The organism is Hyphococcus flavus (genome assembly GCF_028748065.1).
GTDB lineage: Bacteria > Pseudomonadota > Alphaproteobacteria > Caulobacterales > Parvularculaceae > Hyphococcus > Hyphococcus flavus.
Window position 1 is genome coordinate 1,835,259 of record NZ_CP118166.1, and the last position, 16,999, is coordinate 1,852,257.

Below are 16,999 nucleotides of genomic sequence, written 5' to 3' on the forward strand. Positions count from 1 at the left end.
GGGATAAAAGGAGTTTGCGCTTTGCCGAAGAGCAAGCGAAAGTTTCTGTCAACGAATCAATAATGGACTCATCGTGGCGCGCGGCGGCAAAAAAACTACCAACACAGCGGAAACTTTGCCGGCGAATACACGTGCTTTGGGCGGTCGCGCGAAGATAACGATTAACGACATTGCGCGCCTTGCAAATGTTTCAAAGAAAACCGTCTCGCGGGTGATCAATGAATCGCCGCTTGTGCGTCAGGAGACACGGGAAAAAGTCAAAGCGATCATAGCGGAGCACGGATATGCCCCTGATCCGCAGGCTAGGGCGCTGGCGTTTAGGCGATCATTTCTCGTGGGTATGATCTACGACAATCCAAGTCCGCAATATGTTGTGAACATGCAGCGCGGCATACTGGATGTTCTCGCCGATACGAGTTTCCAGCTCGTTTTGCACCCTTGCGAGCGCAGCGAAGCTACATTCAAGCAAAAAATTCACACATTTGTCAGTCAGCAAAAACCCTTGGGTGTTATTTTGCCTCCGTCAGTCTCCGAAGATGATACGCTTGCCGAGATGTTCGAGGAATTAGGTTGCGAATATGTTCGCATTGCTTCGGTTGAGCTTGACGCGCCCTCACGTATGGTTCGTACCCATGATGCGGAGGGGGCGGCGCAGGCCGCGCGACATTTGGCTTCGCTGGGGCATGAAAAAATAGCCCACATTCATGGCCCTAAAACTTTCCGTTCTGCACACGAGCGGATGGCAGGGTTTAAGGCTGGACTGAAAGAGCATGGTCTTTCACTGCGGAAAAAATGGACAGTTGAGGGCGCGTATACTTTTGATTCAGGCGTGCAGTGTGCGGAAAAACTGATTTACTCAGATGCTCGTCCAACGGCGATCTTCACAGGTAATGACGAGATGGCGGTCGGTGCTTATCAGGCTGTGCGCAAGGCTGGGTTGCGCGTGCCAGACGATATCTCTGTTGTCGGGTTTGACGATACGCCCATGGCGGCGCGGGTCTGGCCGCCCATGACTACTGTGCGCCTGCCTATCCGGGAGATGGGTCAAGCTGCGGCCTCGTTGTTGTTAAAGGAACCTGTTGAAAAGGCAGGGTCTGAGCTTGTGTCGTTCACGCCGGAGATCGTGGTCCGGGAATCCGCCGCATCTCCTGCAAAAAGCTAGCAACTAGCCGCTTGAATATATTAGGTTTCGATGTTATGACACCGGTTACCTAAATGCAGTTGGGTGGGTTTGTCCGCAGCCGTCGAAAAACAGGTAGGTTCAATGAAAATCGCACTGATTATTGAAAACAGCCAGGCCGCCAAGAGCGATATAGTTCATGACGCGCTGACCTCGGTGGTTGAGCCGCTCGGCCACCAGGTTTTTCACTACGGCATGTACACGCCGGAAGATAAGGCCTCGCTGACATATCCGATGAACGGACTTCTTGCCGGCATACTTATCAATTCAAAGGCGGCGGACTTCATTGTCACGGGGTGTGGCACCGGTATGGGTTCTATGCTGGCCTGTAACGCCATGCCCGGCGTTTTTTGCGGCCTCGTTGTGGATCAAACGGACGCCTTTCTTTTCGGTCAGATCAACGACGGAAACGCTCTGGCTATGCCATACGCAAAGGGCTTCGGATGGGCTGCGGAGCTGAACCTTCAGGATTGCTACCGCAAGCTGTTCGAGGTTGAGCGCGGCGTTGGATATCCGAAAGAGCGCGCAGCTGTCATGGCGAAGAACCGCGGCATACTGAAAGATCTCAAAGCCGCGTCATGTAATGACATGCTCGATGTACTGAAAGAGGTCGACCAGGATCTGTTGAAGGCAGCCATCGCGGGAGAGCGTTTCGAGGAGTATTTCTTCTCAAACGCGCAAGATGAAGCAATCGCTGATTACCTCAGAAGCGTATTACGCTCCTGAGCGCAGCACACTTAAATAATTGGACGAAGATCCAAAACTGTTAGGGATTAATTGGCTTCAAATGTTTAGCTTGAAAGACAAGGTTGCGCTGGTAACTGGCGCCAATACCGGCATCGGGCAAGGGCTCGCCATCGGTCTTGCAGCGGCAGGCGCCGATATCGCCGCTGTCGGGCGAACAGCGCCAGAGGAAACAAAAGCTGAAGTTGAAAAACTGGGCCGGAGATTTGCGTTTATCGAAGCGGATCTGTCTTCCACGGACGGCGTTGAGGCTGTCGTAACCGCAGCGGAAGCAGCGCTTGGGCCGGTGGATATTCTCGTCAACAATGCCGGCACGATCAAACGCAACGATGCGCTCGATTTCACCGAGGAAGACTGGGACTCGGTGATGGACGTTAATCTGAAAACCCTGTTTTTCCTTTCACAGGCTGTCGCCCGAAAAATGGTCGCCGCGGGATGCAAGGGAAAGATCATCAATATCGCGTCGATGCTGTCGTTTCAGGGTGGTATTCGTGTTGCGTCCTATACGGCCAGCAAGAGCGGCGTTGCAGGGCTTACAAAGCTGCTCGCCAATGAATGGGCTTTGAAAAACATCAATGTAAACGCGATCGCACCCGGGTATATCGCAACGAATAATACGGCTGCATTGCGGGCCGATGAAAAACGCAACGCGGAAATTCTCGGGCGAATACCGGCGGGCCGCTGGGGCAACCCTGATGACCTTGCCGGTGCCGTTGTGTTTCTGGCGTCATCAGCATCGGACTATGTGCATGGCACGACCTTGGCAGTCGATGGCGGCTGGCTCGCGAGATAGAACGCGTTAACAAAGAGGCACGTCATGCCTGACTTTCTCACTTTCGGCGAAATCATGCTGCGTTTGAAGACGCTAGGTCATGAGCGGTTCTTTCAGTCGCCGTCATTTGAGGCGACCTTTGGCGGCGGAGAAGCGAATGTCGCCGTGGCGCTGTGTAATTACGGTCTTGATGCTGCTTTTGTTTCGGCGTTGCCCGATAACGATATCGGCGAAAGCGCAGTGCGCGAACTACGAAGTTTCGGTGTAGACACGCGTCATATCCGGCGTTCAGGCGACAGGGTCGGTATCTACTATCTAGAAACCGGCGCCAATCAGCGTCCGTCGAAAGTCGTTTACGATCGCGCGAATTCATCGATTGCTGAATGCAAGCCAGGCGATTTCGACTGGGCAAAGATATTCGATGGCGCGAAGTGGCTGCACATCACCGGCATTACGCCGGCGCTGACGCAAAACTCCGCAGACCTGAGCCTTGAATGCGTGCGCGAAGCGAAAAACGCCGGCGTCACGGTGTCATGCGATTTCAATTATCGCGGCAAACTCTGGAAATACGGCAAGTCCGCGCCGGAAGTGATGACCGAGCTGGTGAAGTATGTGGATGTGGGCATCGCCAACGAAGAAGACTGTCAGAAGTCTCTGGGCGTTACAGTCGATGTGGAAGTTGAAAGCGGCGAGCTCGATACGGCGAAATATGAAGCGCTATCGGCAAAAGTGCTGGAGCTTTATCCGAATATGAGCGCCATCGCGATCACGCTGCGCGAGAGCAAGAGCGCCGATCACAATGGCTGGTCGGCGTGTTTGCGCGACAAGGACGGATTCAAACTAAGCCGTCGCTACGACATGACCGATATCGTCGATCGCGTGGGCGGCGGCGACAGTTTCGCTTCGGCGCTGATCTACGGCCTTAACGCCTACACTGATCGCCAGCAGTCGCTGGAATTCGCTGTCGCCGCGAGCTGCCTCAAACATTCCATTCTCGGCGACTTCAACCGCGTTAGCGTCTCCGAGGTCGAAAAGCTTATGTCCGGCGACGGATCGGGAAGGGTGCAGCGGTAACGTATTGAAAGCTTCTTTTTATGCTCGCTGAGAAATTGAACAATACGCCGGTGGTTCCGCTGGTGCAGGCCGACGACCCGGAAGTTGCGCTGAAAACGGTTGCGGCGCTTCAGGCGGGCGGGCTCGACATAATCGAAGTCGTGTTGCGAACCGACGCGGCGCTTAGCTGTCTCGAAGCGATCGCAAAGGAAGCATCAGGCGCCATCGTTGGCGCTGGCACAGTGCTTTCTGAATCTCAGGCAAAAGAGGCTGTGAAGCATGGCGCAAAGTTTATTGTTTCACCAGGCTTGAATGATGATGTCGTGAAGTTTTGCCAAGCGCATAAGTTGGAGGTTTTTCCTGGCGTCGTCACCCCAAGTGAGGTTCAGCGCGCCTGGAATTTGGGATTGCGGACAGTCAAGTTTTTTCCGGCGGGGCTTTCCGGCGGCGCGCCGATGTTGAAGGCACTGTCATCCGTATTCCGCGGAATGAAATTCATGCCGACGGGCGGCGTATCTACGGATAATTTAAAAGACTTTTTGGCGATCCCTTCAGTGATCGCCTGCGGCGGAAGCTGGCTAACGCCAGCGAAAGAAATTGAAGCCGGTAACTTTGGTGCGGTGACAGAGCTTGCGAGTGAGGCGGTGAAGCTTGCCGCTGAAGTGCGGAAATAAATGACGCCTTAAGGCGCGAGGGAGGGCGTGGCAATGCGCCAGTATAGCAACATCAACCGCCGGGACGTTCTGGCAACCGGCCTTGCGGCCAGTACGCTTTTTCCCTCCAGCGCAGTCGCGGCAAAGACAGAAGAACACCCAGTTGCATTGACCAGCCATGGGCCGGTCAGAGGCTATATTCGAGACAACGTCAAAACTTTTAAAGGCGTTCGTTACGGTGCAGATACATCTGAACGACGCTTTCAAAAACCTGTCGCGCCTATACCATGGCAAGACCCAGTTGATTCATTCGACTATGGCGCGGCCTCTCCGCAACGTGGCGATCGTGAAGCGATGGGTGAGGACTGTTTGTTTTTAAACGTCTGGACGCCTGCGTTGGCAGATGGCGGCGCCCGCCCGGTGATAGTTTACTTTCACGGCGGCGCCTACAATTCTGGCTCGGGATCGCATTCGCTTTATGACGGCGTAAATCTTGTCAACAAGGGTGACGTTGTCGTCATTACAGTCAATCACCGTCTCAACGCCTTCGGCTATTTGTACTTGCCGATGCTGACTGGCGGGGCTTTTCCGGATTCTGGCAACGCAGGCATTTGGGATCTGGTGCTTGCCCTTGGGTGGGTGCGAGACAACGCTGCAGCATTCGGCGGCGATCCTTCCCGTGTGATGGTTTTCGGGCAATCCGGCGGCGGCGCAAAAATCGCGACTATGATGGCGGCTCCGGCAGCGAGGGGTCTGTTTCATTCAGCGGCAACGATGAGCGGTCAGCAAGTGACGGCATCAGGTCCGCTAAACGCGACAGAACGTGCGCGTGCTTTCCTGGATGCGGCGTCGATTGAATATGATGACGTAGAATCATTGAAAACTGCGCCCGCAGAAAAAATGATTGAGGCGCTGTCAGCTGTTGATCCAATTAATTCCGAACGCGGGCTTTATTTTGGGCCTGTGCTGGACGAGAGGTTTTTAACGCAACATCCGTTCTGGCCTGAAGCGCCAGCGCAATCGGCTTCAATTCCGATGATCCTAGGCAATACAAAAGATGAAACGCGCAACCTCATTGGTAATCGTGAGCCGGATACGTTTGATCTGACCTGGGATGAGGTCCCCGCACGTCTTGCCCGGCATATGCGTGTTGACATATCTCCAATAGAAGTTCTGGAAACCTACCGCCGAGTTTATCCTGATTACTCTCCATCCGATGTTTTCTTCGCAGCGACAACAGCGGGCCGGTCATGGCGAGGGCAGGTTGAGGAGTCTGATGCGCGCGCGCGGCAGGTCGCCCCTACTTGGGTTTATCAAATGAATTTACCATCGCCTTTAGACGGCGGTAAATGGGGCGCCCCACACACATTCGATATTCCGCTAGCGTTTGACAACATGGAAAAGGAAGGCTCCATGACCGGAACGGGGCGCAGTGCGCGCCGCGTGGCTGATCAGTTAAGCAAAGCGTTTATCAATCTCGCACGCAATGGCGATCCTAATCATGATAGCATACCACAATGGGGTAAGCATAATTTGCCTGCCCGAGAGACTATGGTGTTCGACGAGGAAACGCAGCTTGTCAGTGATCCGCGTAAGGAAGAACGCGAGCTTTTTGCGAAAGTTCCTTTTATACAGTGGGGAACATAACACGTTAAAGCTGACTATTAAGTTTGGCGTCTGTAAATATAACAGAGCATCAATGACGCCTTGAGGAAAAGCAAAAGCGGCCACTACAAAAAGCCGCATTCAAGAGCTGGAGACATGTTCTCATGAAAATCAGCAGGCGATTGGCGATGTTGGGGGGCGCATCTTTGTTCGCTGCCTGCGAGCGCCAACATAGTCGACCGCTTTATTCCAGCGACACGCACCCGGAAGAGTACCCGACAGTGCAGGCTGTTAAGGAAATGGGTCGACTTCTTCGTGAGCGCACGAATGGCGAACTGGACATAAAAATATTCGCCGGCGGGCAGTTAGGCTCGGAAAGAGATACCCTGGAGATAACAACTTTTGGCGGTCTCGATATGAACCGCGTGTTTCTTGCGCCGCTAAACGCAATCGAGCCGTTAACGACAATTCCGTCGTTACCGTTTCTGTTTCAGTCAACTGAACATATGCGCGCTTCACTGGACGGCGCGCCGGGAGAAGCGATTCTCCGCTCGCTAGAGCCTCACGGCCTTGTCGGCCTTTGCTTTTACGACTCGGGCGAGCGCAGTTTTTACAATGTAGGCCGGGAAATTTTAACGCCTGACGACATGAACGGCATGAAGATCAGGGTACCGAATTCCGATCTGAATGTTGCGATGATTCGTGCGCTTGGAGCCGACGCAACGCCAATGTCTTTAAGCGAAGTTTACCAGTCGCTTGTGCAGGGCGTGATTGACGGCGCTGAAAACAATTGGCCCTCCTATGAGTCAGGCCGACATTTTGAAGCAGCGCCATACTACTCGCTAACGCGCCATGTCATGACCCCGGAAATTTTACTCATGTCTAAAACGCGCTGGAGCAAGCTTTCCCTAGAGCAGCAGCAAGTGGTGAGGCAGTCTGCAAAGGATTCAGTTCCGTTCATGCGTAGGCTTTGGGATCAGCGCGTTGCTGAAGCACGAGACCGTCTCATCGCGGCAGGCGTTAAGGTGAATGAAGTTTCCGATCTTGCCCCATTCGTTGAACTCATGCGGCCAGTTTGGGAGCAGTTTGTCGTAACCGACGATCAAAAACGGCTTGTACGAGAAATTGAGGAGTTAGCAGCTTGATGATGAACCAACTCTCGAAAGTCACCCATGTAGCTGCTGATCTCTTGTTAAAGGCGGCGGCTGCAGGCTTGGCGATAATGACTGTGATCGTCGGCTGGCAGGTGTTTGGCCGATATGTATTGAATTCAAGCCCTTCCTGGTCAGAGCAAGCCTCCTTGACCTTGATGATCTGGTACGTCTCGTTTGCCGCTGCTGCTGGCGTAAGAGAAGGCTTTCATATTCGCATCGTTGCTGTTGAAAATGCAGTTCAAGCAGGAATACGCAAGATGATGCGCGTTGCTGCCGATTTGGTTGTGGCGGCGTGCGGCGTCGCCATGTTGATATGGGGCGGGGAGCTGGTGGCGCGAACATGGTCACACGTCATTCCATCGCTTGGTCTGCCGCGCGGGCTTGCCTATCTGGGACTTCCCATTTCAGGCGCGCTCATTTTTCTTTTTTCAGTCGAGCGTGTTCTGGAAGAACTAAAAGGAGTCGATCTTAAGGACGAGGAGGACCCGCGATGGAGCTGACTGTCCTCGTACTGACCCTACTGGTTCTACTCGCCATTGGAACGCCTGTGGCGTTCGCCTTGCTCGGTGCATCGATGGCGGCGTTCATTGTAATGGATATTCCGCTCGTCGTTGTGTTCCAGCGCGTTGCTGCAGGCATGAGCGTTTTCACTTTAATGGCGATTCCGTTTTTCATCTTTGCAGGTGATCTCATGTACCGCTCCGGTATTGCCGAAAGGCTGGTGCGGGTTGCGGAGGCCATGTTCGGGCGAGCTCGTGGAGGGCTGGGGCAGGTTACCGTTGGCGCATCGACTTTGTTCGGCGCTGTTTCGGGGTCTGCTATCGCCAGTGCATCAGCGATGGGTTCAACCATGATGCCGCTGATGAAAGAAAAAGGATATAGCGGCGACTATGCTGTCAATGTAACTGTAACAGCCGCGATTGTCGGCCTTCTCATACCGCCCTCACACAACATGATTATTTACGCAGCGGCGACAGGTACAGGTGTTTCAATCGGCGATTTGTTTCTCGCTGGCATCATACCCGGCGTTCTTACAGCTGCACTGCTGATGTTTGTCGCCTGGATTGTCGCTGTTAAACGCGGGTTTCCGAAAGGCTCTTTCCCGGGATGGGCGGCTTTCGTTCGCGCTTTTGCGCTGGCGGTACCAGGGCTGATGGCGGCAGTCATTATCATGGGCGGGATTTTGAGCGGCGTATTTACCGCAACCGAGTCCTCGGCGATTGCCGTTATCTATACTATCCTAGTAGGCGCGTTTGTATATCGGTCGCTTGGTTGGTCCAAGTTTGTCGAGGCTGCCATTCAATCCGTGAAAATCACAGCAATGGTGCTGTTAATCATCGGGTCGGCGACGGCGTTCGGTTATGCATTAGCAATTTTAGAAACGCCTACGCAGCTTGCAAACCTGATCACGACGCTGACCGACAATCCAATCCTTATTTTGTTGATTATCAACATCATGCTGCTGCTGCTCGGTACATTCATGGACATGTCACCGTTAATCGTCATTACGACGCCTATCCTTCTGCCCGTTGTCCAAAAAATCGGCATGGACCCTGTGCATTTCGGTATTGTTATGATGCTTAACCTTGGCATTGGATTGGTAACGCCGCCAGTTGGCTCAGTGCTTTTTGTGGGTTCGGCGGTTGGAAAAATTCCGGTGGAGCAAACTGTGAAAACGATCTGGCCGTTTTATAGCGCGCTTGTCGTGGCGCTTCTCGTCATCACTTACGTGCCAGGATTGTCTTTATGGCTTCCAAGTCTTTTTAACTAAACCACCATTGATCTGTCTGTTTTGGCGTGAATAAAATCACGTATTATCACTGGCGCAAAGAACATGTCGGGTTGAACGTGGAGCAAGCCAAACATTGAAAAGCCTTGAAAAGGAGGACGCCAGATTGAAGCGGCTTCCGCCCGACCGATCTGGCCTTCGTTGTATTCAGGCTCTAAGCAGACTGATCTTTCATGGAGTATTATCAGCAGCGGTTAGCTGAAGACAGCTATGGTTTGTGTAAACGGCGCATTTCTTCTAACAAATTTAGTTGTGAAGTCCTTTTTGTTTTAGAAAGAAGCTTGCGGCGATATATACCGAAGATTTTACGGCTAACCTTGAAGCATCCATGAACGTGTTGGAAAAGGTGTGTTAGAAATCGGGAGATTTGAAGATTGCATAGAGCGGTTGTTATTGGCGCCGGCCAGGCGGGTGCGCAGAGCGCCATTTCATTACGTCAGGCAGGATTTGACGGCCATATAGCTATGTTTGGTGATGAGCCGGCCGCCCCATATCAACGCCCACCGCTTTCCAAGGCATATCTCAAAGGCGAGCTTGAACGAGATCGATTGCAGTTACGCCCGGGCGCGTTTTATGAGCGACAAAATATCACTCTTCATCTTGGTGAAAAAGTAAGGTTGATAGATCGTGGTGCGCAAAAGGTAATAACCGAAGACGACGACGAAACACACTACGATAAATTATTGATTGCAACCGGGGCGCCGGCGCGTCGATTGAAATCTCCGGGTGCAGACCTTCAGAACATATTTTATTTGCGCACCCTCAAGGATAGTGATGCGCTGCGCTCCATTTTGCACTGTGACGGCCGCGTAGTTATCGTCGGGGCAGGGTATATAGGTCTTGAGGTGGCGGCTGTCGCGCGCCAGGCGGGTCGGGATGTTACGGTTCTTGAAATGGCTGACCGCGTGCTGGCGCGTGTTTCTAGCCAGCCAGTGTCTGAATTCTATCAGCAATTGCACTGCGATGCTGGAATTGACTTGAGGTTAGGTGCGGCGCTCGATGAGTTTCTCGGTGAGCACAGTAAAGTGACTGGCGCAAAGCTGACGACGGGCGAAGTCATCGACTGCAAAGCTGTTCTTGTCGGTATTGGGGCGCTTCCGGAAACAACGCTTGCCGCCGAGGCGGGCCTCGAAGTTGGTAACGGAGTTATCGTCGACGAATACGCTCGCACCAGTGATGAAAATATCTGGGCGGCGGGCGATTGTGCGAATTTTCCGTCGCCCCGCTACGGTCGCCGGCTGCGGCTGGAATCCGTGCCAAACGCAATCGAACAGGCGAAGGCGGCCGGCGCCAATATGGCTGGCCAGTCTGTCGTTTATAATGCTTTACCCTGGTTCTGGTCTGATCAATACGGCGTCAAGCTGCAAACGGTCGGGCTCATAGAGGGGCATGACGAACTTGTCGTTCGCGGTGACCCGGCAGCAAAACGTTTCGCCGTCTGGTATTTTAAAGACGGCAAGCCGCTTGCAGTCGACGCGATCAACGACCCTGCTTCCTTCGCCATGGGAAAGCGACTGATTGAAAAAGGCGCGGCGTTAGATCTAGCAGCGTTAGCAGATATAAAAACCAACCTTAAATCGCTGCTTGATTAGGAGCACATCAGTTTATTTGGTAGTGCTGTTAAGATTATTTTTTGGGCCATGAAAATTGGCGTAGATATTTCCACACTTATGGAAGCTTCGTTGTAGAACGATATATTCCGAAGGAACCCGGATTTAGCTACGCTTTGAATAGTACTTTCTTTTTAGAATGAGAAGCTGCGTGTTATGGCGCATTCTATACGGATGGTTGCAAATCCACCTGCTTCATCCGCGATCAGCTTCGATACTTTGCACGTGTTGGAGCTCTTCAAGAGTGTATCGTTGGGGAATGTGTTGCGGACAGTTCCAGTCATATGCCTCGACTGAAATTACGACCACACGTTCCGGACGTGCAGGATAATTCTTGTCATGCAACTGTGCGATGAGTTTTGGGTTATCGGTGTTGCCATGAATGGTTGTACGGCCCCATATTTTTAGCCGTCTTTGCCTAGGGTAATCCATTAATATAAGAGAAATTTTTCTGTTTTTAGACAAGTTGCCTAAACTTAAATATTGCCGGTTACCGCGGTAATCCGCATAAGCGATAGTCCTCTCATCTAAAATGTTTAAAAACCAGCGCGGGCCTCCGCGAAACTGCACATAGGGCCAACCGGATTCTGACACCGTTGCCTGATAAAAACCGTCCCGCTCAGCGATGAATGCGATCTCTTGTTTTGTAAGTTTTTCGCCGCCAGCCGCCTCGGGCGATAGGAGTTTCGCATAGCTTTCCGCTGAACCCTGTTGTCTTTGAACATCAATCACTGACGGTGTGAATGCTATTTCTGCAAAAGCGCGAGGCAAAAGCTATCTCCTTTGAAAACCAGATTGTCTACAGGCGACGGTCAGTTTTACGAATTGGCAAATCGTTGATGCTGGCGTAGCGCTTTTGCATCAGGCCATTGGCCGCAAACTCCCACATCTCGTTTCCATAGCTGCGAAACCATTGGTCATTGTCATCATGCCACTCATATTCGAAACGAACAGCAATCCGGTTTTCTGTGAACGCCCAGAGCTCCTTTTTTAGGCGATAGTTTTGCTCCTTCGCCCATTTCCGTTCTAGAAACGCTTTTATAGATTCGCGTCCGCTTAAAAACTCGTTCCGGTTTCGCCATTCAGAGTCTTCTGTATAGGCTAGGGCGACTTTTTGGGGGTTACAGGTATTCCAGGCGTCTTCGGCGGCCTGCACTTTCTCGCGTGCGGTTTGTTCTGTGAAAGGCGGAAGGGGCGGTTTCATGACGGTGGTTCCGTTTTATAAATTAAGTTCAGCTGGTGCGCCCGAACACAATTGTTCGGGCGCAAACTCTTACTAGAGATCGCCGACAGCAGTGTGCTTGATTGACGGCCAGGTTTTTTCGGCTTTCGCAAGAATGCGTTTGGAATCTTTTTTATAGATTTCGAAAACTTCCGCGTTCACGAAGAGATAAAGTTTACCATCGACGATGTCGGCGTAATGCGGATCACCATCGAATTTTTTGCCTTTGGCAACCGCATATGCGCAAAACCCGCCATACTGTGGCGTATATTTCTCAGGCGTCGACTTGAATAGGCGTGCGGATTCTGCTGAGGCAAAATAATAAGCGACGCCATCTTCGACGACCGTGTGAGCAGCTTCACCTTCTGCAACAGCGTTTAATGTCGATAAGGTAACCGGATCGACGCCATGCAGACCAAGGGGAACGCCTGCCGCGGTTACACCAGTAGAGACGTTGTATTCGTCTTCAGCAAATGCCGCTATTGGCGTGACAAGTGCAAATGCGATAGCGGCGGCGGTTTTTTTCAGCGTGTTAGTCATGGGCTAGTCCTTTTTTAGTGTTGAGTTGCGTTGGTTTGTCTTTCCACAAACGAAGTTGACTGGTTTGCGGAGCTCTCTTCAGGCTTTGTTCATGTCTTAAGGCCTGAGAAGTTGGCGCGCCCGGCTGGCGTGGGGAGTTAGGAGAGGGAGACGCAAGCCGGACGCTTCAGGCCATCCGATTAATGGATGGCGTCGAGTGTTAGCGGCGGAATGCAGCCTTAATCGCTTTCACTGTATTGCTGGTGTTATCAACGGCGCTCGCGATCATGCGAAAGTTGATTAAGGATGCGGCGTATCCATTGTAGTGCTCAGTGATGGCGCCTGCGGTGGCGTCCGTGACGACCATGACTTCAAAACCGTTTTCAATCAGCGTGCGCATATGTGATTCCGTGCACAGGTTCGACGACATGCCGGCAAGAATGACTTTATTGATGCCCGCCTTGCGCAGTTGCAGCACGAGGTCGTTGCTATCGGGGCCATAGACTTTGTGTGGGCTCGTAACGACAGTCTTGCTGTTATTGATGTAAGGCTTATACCGCTCAAGCCAGTCGGCGCCTGAGCCTTCGAACCCTTCAAGTGTCAGCGCATGGGGTCGATCGAACATACCAATGTTGTGCATCAATGTTTCCAGGGTTCCCTCGAATCGCCATTGGTGATCGTGCGCGAAATAGTAATGAGGAGATACGAATATAGGCATGCTGGTTTCATCCGCCACGCTGAACAATGCTTCCAGATTCTTGACTGTACCGTTTTCGGTAATGCTTTGTCCGACGACACCCCATGTCACTCCATTTGGCGATAGAAAGTCATTTTGCGGATCCGTAATCACAATCGCTGTGTCATCGTTTGTGATTTCAAACCCTGGTTCGGGAAGGCCGTCATTTTTAGGTGGTGACTTCGCTGTGGCGGCGCGGGAAGCCGGTTCTTCGGCGTGTACTGGCGTTAACAGTAAAATTGCCGGACTGATGACAACCAAGAGAAGCGCCAAGTTTGCAATGATGCTGAAAATGAGCGCCGAGGCGTCTGTTCCCCTACTGTAGAATTGACGAAGCGACTTTTCCATTTCGCTGACCCCTTTCAAACAATGTTGTTTCTGTATGAGGGGCGGATTGACCTCCGCCCGGATTGCCCGGCCGGATACATTTACCGATCGGTGCATGTTAAATATGAAAAGTGTACCGATCTGTCAATGTTATATGGAAGAATTTTGTGAAATTTCGCACTCGACATATTCAAGGCGCGGCTATATAATTGTTATTGCAAAAGAATATGGATTCTTCTTGCAATAAAGCCGATCATAAGTATTTACGATTCTGTTATTGTAGTTGTGAGGAGACGGCCCTAATGAGCGCCTCAAAACGTGACGAGTTAGTCCAGAAAGCGCTTAAAGCGTTCTACCAGGGCGGGTTCCACGCCATCGGCATGGACAGACTTGCAAGAGAGACCGGCGTTTCAAAAACGGCGATTTACAAACATTTTCGGACGAAAGAAGAACTCATCCTGGCTACGCTGCGGCTACGCGACGAACAATTTCGCAATTGGCTCATGCGCCGTATTGAGGCGATCGCGCCCGAACCAAAAGATCAACTTATCGCTATTTTTGACGCGCTTTCTGAGTGGTTTAATGAGCCGGAATTCAAAAGCTGCATGTTTATAAAAGCATCTTCTGAATACCAGGACCGTGCTCATCCGATACATGCAACGTCTGCGGAGCATAAGCGATTATTGGCAGCCGATTTCACGGAGCGCGCAAAAAAGGCCGGTGCATACGAACCGGAACAGCTTGCGAACGAGCTACTGATCATAAAAGAGGGTGCGATCGTACTTGCACACCTTCATGACGCAAAAAAAGTGGCTATTGACGCTCGCCGAGCTGCTGAAAAGGTAATCAGCGTGTCGAGGTAATTGCAAAAAGGGTTTCGTGTTCTGTTGCGAGACTACCGTGAAAATGCCTTACATCAGTAAGCTGGGTGTATCTGGGTAAAATGAATTATGTATCGGGTTTTGAGGGGGGGGAGAGAAACTTACTTCACCGGTTATCGCGCTCTGGCCCGATATTCATAAGGGCTCTCGCCTTTGATCCTTTTGAACGCGGCGCTAAAAGCAAAAGGGCTTTTGTAGCCGATTTTTTCGGAGACTGTTCCCACAGTTTCTTCCGGTCGGCGGAGAAGGTCTTCTGCAAGCGCCATACGCCAGTTTTTTAGGAACGTCATCGGCGGTTCACCGACAATATCGTTGAAGCGTCTGGCGAGGGACGCACGCGATGCGTTGGTTTTCGCTGCAAGCTTATCTAAGGTCCAGGCATAAGCGGGGTCCTTATGAATGAGTTGAAGCGCTCGCTCCACGATCGGATCACCTTGGGACTGCCACCAAACGGGACGTTCCGAATCCTGTTTTCCCGCCCACGCTTTTAATACGGCCGTCAACAAAAGATCTAACAACCGGTCGAGAACGGCTGCTTGTCCAGGTTCGTCTTTTCCAACTTCAGTCACAAGAATTGACAGCAATGGAGAGTCCCAGTCTTCTTTACTCAGAGCCAATGCTGGGGGAAGTATTTTTTCAAGCCTATCGCTCACCGTGCTCAAATGCTCATAAGCACCAACAATAAAAACACACTCTCCTTTAGGATCGTTTCCCCAGGTTCGTACGCCGTGTGTCATCTCTTCGAGTACGGAATTTCCTTCAAGATCGCAGCAGTGCTGTTGAGGGTGGATGACAATTTCCGGTTCTGTATCGATAGCGCCCACGACATTGTAATGGTCTGGCGCGCGCGTCACTGCCACACCGCCTGGCGCGATGTGCAGCGGGTCTCCTTTGTCGGGCATAACCCATAATTCGCCCTTGACCGCAGCAATAAGGGTAACGGGCGACTGCGCCACAATGCGCAACCCCCAAGGCGGGCTCATGACGCAGCGAAGTGAAAAAGCTCCCCGTGCGCGCGTTCCTTCCAATAAGTTGGCAATAGCGTCCATAGGGTGAATTTAGACGAACTCGTATGATTCTGAACAGACTGAACATGGCTGAATAACAGTCCAGATTATAGGTTTTGATCAGAAACAGAACCAATCGGATTGTCCAATGCTTGATGCAACTCTCACAGCAACTCTCTGGTTTTGCGCAGTTGGCAGCGGCGTCATGGCCGGCGTCTACTTCGCATTTTCGGCCTTTATTATGGCTTCATTGGCGCGGATCGAGACATCTGCGGGCATTCTCGCTATGCAGTCCATCAATAACGTCATCCTACGCTCAGCTTTCATGCCGCTTTTCTTCGGAACGACTGTCGCTGCCGTTGGTGTTGCGGCAACAGCATTGTTGGACATGTCCAGGCAGAGTGCGCTCTTAATTGCGGGTGGTGGCGCTATCTATTTCGGCGGCATGTTCCTGATTACCATCTTCTATAACGTACCGCTCAACAACAAACTCGACAGCGCTGACCCACATTCAGCTTTTGGCGCAGAAGTGTGGGATTTTTATCTACGCAAGTGGACGCGCTGGAACCATGTGCGAACCATCGCATCCGTTGTTTCGAGCGTAATCTTTTTCATTTCAATCTCAGGGAAACTATAATGAAAACATTCGAATTTTTTGCATCGGCAGTATTCTGGGTTGGTTTGTCGGCGGTTGTGCTGCAGGCAGTCTATTCCAAATCTAATGCTGACGAAGCAGCGCCGCTGCAATTCAATACCGGCGACGACGTCAGCTTTTCGTCTGGCGCCCCCAACTACTTTGAAGCATTTGCGCCAGAATTGCCAGAAATGTTAGCGCGCATGCCTCAGGTGGACGCTGAAACGGGATTATATGTTTCAGAGATAAAGCCGGGCCTCTTTTATGTGACGGAAGGCGTCTATCAGTCTGCCTTTCTTGTCACTGATGACGGCGTCATTGTATTTGATGCGCCACCGAGCTTTGCTCACAAATTGCCCGACGCCATTCGTCAGCATGCACCGGACAAATCAATACGCTACTTAGTCTATAGCCATGGTCATAGCGACCATATCGGCGGTGCAAGCGTTTTTGGAGATATTGATGCACTGGAAGTCGTCGCTCATGGGGATGTTGCGCACAGCATCGCTATAGCAAAGCATCCCGGCATTCTAGCCGCTACTGAAACATATAATGCACCTCATAGCTTCTCGCTTGGCGGCGAAACAGTAGAGCTTACACCGGCGTCTTTTCACGCCGAAGATGTAGATACGATTATTTATCTACCGAAACAGAAATTCGTTTTGGCTGTGGATACCATTACTCCGGGCGAAGTTCCTTTTATGAATTTTGGCGCCACTTCGGATGTCGGCGCCTATATGGCCTTCTTTGACATGATCCTTGAGTATGAGTTCGATCATATATTGTCGGGTCACGTATCAGTATTAGGCACGCGCGAAGACGTGATCATCGCACGCGACTATGCGAATGACGTCTGGCAAACAGTTGGCGCGGGCATGGCGGATTTTTTTGACCGCTTCAATTCTACGTTTGCCGACATTGGACACAAAAACGCAAACCTTGCTTACCGTGCGACAATCGAAGCTGTAAGACGAGATTGCGCAAGACAGATAATCGATCGATGGACTGGTAAATTGTCCGTGGTGGAGGTGTGGGCGGACAGCCACTGTGAGGCGGTGATTTTATACAAAATCATGCACTAGTTTTGCGGCCCAAAGTCACTAAACATGTGTT

18 protein-coding genes are annotated in these 16,999 nt (G+C 51.7%); 13 read left to right on the plus strand and 5 right to left on the minus strand.

Features of this window, described 5'->3' with window-relative positions:
* Positions 1-73 precede the first annotated feature (73 nt).
* The 10 genes from PUV54_RS08945 to PUV54_RS08990 all read left to right on the plus strand — a co-directional run bounded on the left by PUV54_RS08945 (position 74) and on the right by PUV54_RS08990 (position 10,542).
* Entirely contained in the window at positions 74-1,162 is a 1,089-nt protein-coding gene (locus PUV54_RS08945; protein WP_274491873.1) for a LacI family DNA-binding transcriptional regulator, read from the plus strand.
* Positions 1,163-1,264: 102 nt separating this feature from the next.
* Entirely contained in the window at positions 1,265-1,906 is a 642-nt protein-coding gene (locus PUV54_RS08950) for an RpiB/LacA/LacB family sugar-phosphate isomerase (protein WP_274491875.1), read from the plus strand.
* Positions 1,907-1,967: 61 nt separating this feature from the next.
* Positions 1,968-2,717 carry a 2-dehydro-3-deoxy-D-gluconate 5-dehydrogenase KduD gene (gene kduD / locus PUV54_RS08955; protein WP_274491876.1) on the plus strand — a complete coding sequence of 250 codons (750 nt, stop codon included), beginning with the start codon at positions 1,968-1,970 and terminating at the stop codon, positions 2,715-2,717.
* A 24-nt stretch (positions 2,718-2,741) separates the two neighbouring features.
* Positions 2,742-3,770, plus strand: coding sequence for a sugar kinase (locus tag PUV54_RS08960; protein WP_274491877.1), 1,029 nt, complete (start codon positions 2,742-2,744; stop codon positions 3,768-3,770).
* Between the two features lie 20 nt (positions 3,771-3,790).
* Positions 3,791-4,423: a bifunctional 4-hydroxy-2-oxoglutarate aldolase/2-dehydro-3-deoxy-phosphogluconate aldolase gene (locus tag PUV54_RS08965; RefSeq protein ID WP_274491878.1), complete on the plus strand. Its 633-nt coding sequence runs from the start codon at positions 3,791-3,793 to the stop codon at positions 4,421-4,423.
* A gap of 33 nt (positions 4,424-4,456) precedes the next feature.
* Positions 4,457-6,049, plus strand: coding sequence for a carboxylesterase/lipase family protein (locus tag PUV54_RS08970; RefSeq protein ID WP_274491879.1), 1,593 nt, complete (start codon positions 4,457-4,459; stop codon positions 6,047-6,049).
* 122 nt (positions 6,050-6,171) lie between these two features.
* Entirely contained in the window at positions 6,172-7,152 is a 981-nt protein-coding gene (locus PUV54_RS08975) for a TRAP transporter substrate-binding protein (RefSeq protein WP_274491880.1), read from the plus strand.
* A complete protein-coding gene (locus PUV54_RS08980) occupies positions 7,152-7,661 on the plus strand; it encodes a TRAP transporter small permease (protein WP_274491881.1) in 510 nt (169 codons plus the stop codon). Before PUV54_RS08975 ends, PUV54_RS08980 begins: the two co-directional genes overlap by 1 nt.
* Positions 7,652-8,932 (plus strand): TRAP transporter large permease, encoded by a 1,281-nt coding sequence (locus PUV54_RS08985; protein ID WP_274491882.1) that lies wholly within the window; start codon positions 7,652-7,654, stop codon positions 8,930-8,932. Before PUV54_RS08980 ends, PUV54_RS08985 begins: the two co-directional genes overlap by 10 nt.
* 392 nt (positions 8,933-9,324) lie before the next feature.
* The gene (locus PUV54_RS08990; RefSeq protein ID WP_274491884.1) at positions 9,325-10,542 is read left to right on the plus strand and encodes an NAD(P)/FAD-dependent oxidoreductase; all 1,218 of its coding nucleotides are present in this window, start codon (positions 9,325-9,327) and stop codon (positions 10,540-10,542) included.
* A 213-nt stretch (positions 10,543-10,755) separates the two neighbouring features.
* On the opposite strand, the gene PUV54_RS08995 is transcribed toward PUV54_RS08990, so the two are convergent.
* The 4 genes from PUV54_RS08995 to PUV54_RS09010 all read right to left on the minus strand — a co-directional run bounded on the left by PUV54_RS08995 (position 10,756) and on the right by PUV54_RS09010 (position 13,385).
* On the minus strand, positions 10,756-11,331 hold the full coding sequence (locus PUV54_RS08995) for a pyridoxamine 5'-phosphate oxidase family protein (protein ID WP_274491885.1): 576 nt from the start codon (positions 11,329-11,331) through the stop codon (positions 10,756-10,758).
* 28 nt (positions 11,332-11,359) lie between these two features.
* Positions 11,360-11,764: a nuclear transport factor 2 family protein gene (locus PUV54_RS09000; protein WP_274491886.1), complete on the minus strand. Its 405-nt coding sequence runs from the start codon at positions 11,762-11,764 to the stop codon at positions 11,360-11,362.
* A gap of 72 nt (positions 11,765-11,836) precedes the next feature.
* Positions 11,837-12,322 carry a YHS domain-containing (seleno)protein gene (locus PUV54_RS09005; protein ID WP_274491887.1) on the minus strand — a complete coding sequence of 162 codons (486 nt, stop codon included), beginning with the start codon at positions 12,320-12,322 and terminating at the stop codon, positions 11,837-11,839.
* Between the two features lie 199 nt (positions 12,323-12,521).
* Entirely contained in the window at positions 12,522-13,385 is an 864-nt protein-coding gene (locus tag PUV54_RS09010) for an isochorismatase family protein (protein ID WP_274491888.1), read from the minus strand.
* 281 nt (positions 13,386-13,666) lie between these two features.
* Here PUV54_RS09010 and PUV54_RS09015 point away from each other — a divergent pair, with 281 nt between their 5' ends.
* Positions 13,667-14,227, plus strand: a complete 561-nt coding sequence (locus tag PUV54_RS09015; protein WP_274491890.1) for a TetR/AcrR family transcriptional regulator — start codon at positions 13,667-13,669, stop codon at positions 14,225-14,227.
* A 131-nt stretch (positions 14,228-14,358) separates the two neighbouring features.
* Here PUV54_RS09015 and PUV54_RS09020 read toward each other — a convergent pair whose 3' ends face one another.
* Positions 14,359-15,294, minus strand: a complete 936-nt coding sequence (locus PUV54_RS09020) for an AraC family transcriptional regulator (protein ID WP_274491891.1) — start codon at positions 15,292-15,294, stop codon at positions 14,359-14,361.
* A 106-nt stretch (positions 15,295-15,400) separates the two neighbouring features.
* Here PUV54_RS09020 and PUV54_RS09025 point away from each other — a divergent pair, with 106 nt between their 5' ends.
* Positions 15,401-15,889: an anthrone oxygenase family protein gene (locus PUV54_RS09025; RefSeq protein WP_274491892.1), complete on the plus strand. Its 489-nt coding sequence runs from the start codon at positions 15,401-15,403 to the stop codon at positions 15,887-15,889.
* Positions 15,889-16,968: an MBL fold metallo-hydrolase gene (locus tag PUV54_RS09030; RefSeq protein WP_274491893.1), complete on the plus strand. Its 1,080-nt coding sequence runs from the start codon at positions 15,889-15,891 to the stop codon at positions 16,966-16,968. Before PUV54_RS09025 ends, PUV54_RS09030 begins: the two co-directional genes overlap by 1 nt.
* Positions 16,969-16,999: the final 31 nt, after the last annotated feature.

What these genes read in the sequence shown, in the direction of transcription:
- PUV54_RS09020 (WP_274491891.1), bottom strand. Translation starts at nt 15,294, where the DNA reads ATGGACGCTATTGCCAACTTATTGGAAGGAACGCGCGCACGGGGAGCT.
- PUV54_RS09000 (WP_274491886.1), bottom strand. Translation starts at nt 11,764, where the DNA reads ATGAAACCGCCCCTTCCGCCTTTCACAGAACAAACCGCACGCGAGAAA.
- PUV54_RS08985 (WP_274491882.1), top strand. Translation starts at nt 7,652, where the DNA reads ATGGAGCTGACTGTCCTCGTACTGACCCTACTGGTTCTACTCGCCATT.
- PUV54_RS08950 (WP_274491875.1), top strand. Translation starts at nt 1,265, where the DNA reads ATGAAAATCGCACTGATTATTGAAAACAGCCAGGCCGCCAAGAGCGAT.
- PUV54_RS08975 (WP_274491880.1), top strand. Translation starts at nt 6,172, where the DNA reads ATGAAAATCAGCAGGCGATTGGCGATGTTGGGGGGCGCATCTTTGTTC.
- PUV54_RS08960 (WP_274491877.1), top strand. Translation starts at nt 2,742, where the DNA reads ATGCCTGACTTTCTCACTTTCGGCGAAATCATGCTGCGTTTGAAGACG.
- PUV54_RS09010 (WP_274491888.1), bottom strand. Translation starts at nt 13,385, where the DNA reads ATGGAAAAGTCGCTTCGTCAATTCTACAGTAGGGGAACAGACGCCTCG.
- PUV54_RS09015 (WP_274491890.1), top strand. Translation starts at nt 13,667, where the DNA reads ATGAGCGCCTCAAAACGTGACGAGTTAGTCCAGAAAGCGCTTAAAGCG.
- PUV54_RS08980 (WP_274491881.1), top strand. Translation starts at nt 7,152, where the DNA reads ATGATGAACCAACTCTCGAAAGTCACCCATGTAGCTGCTGATCTCTTG.
- PUV54_RS09030 (WP_274491893.1), top strand. Translation starts at nt 15,889, where the DNA reads ATGAAAACATTCGAATTTTTTGCATCGGCAGTATTCTGGGTTGGTTTG.
- PUV54_RS09025 (WP_274491892.1), top strand. Translation starts at nt 15,401, where the DNA reads ATGCTTGATGCAACTCTCACAGCAACTCTCTGGTTTTGCGCAGTTGGC.
- PUV54_RS09005 (WP_274491887.1), bottom strand. Translation starts at nt 12,322, where the DNA reads ATGACTAACACGCTGAAAAAAACCGCCGCCGCTATCGCATTTGCACTT.
- PUV54_RS08965 (WP_274491878.1), top strand. Translation starts at nt 3,791, where the DNA reads ATGCTCGCTGAGAAATTGAACAATACGCCGGTGGTTCCGCTGGTGCAG.
- PUV54_RS08970 (WP_274491879.1), top strand. Translation starts at nt 4,457, where the DNA reads ATGCGCCAGTATAGCAACATCAACCGCCGGGACGTTCTGGCAACCGGC.
- kduD (WP_274491876.1), top strand. Translation starts at nt 1,968, where the DNA reads ATGTTTAGCTTGAAAGACAAGGTTGCGCTGGTAACTGGCGCCAATACC.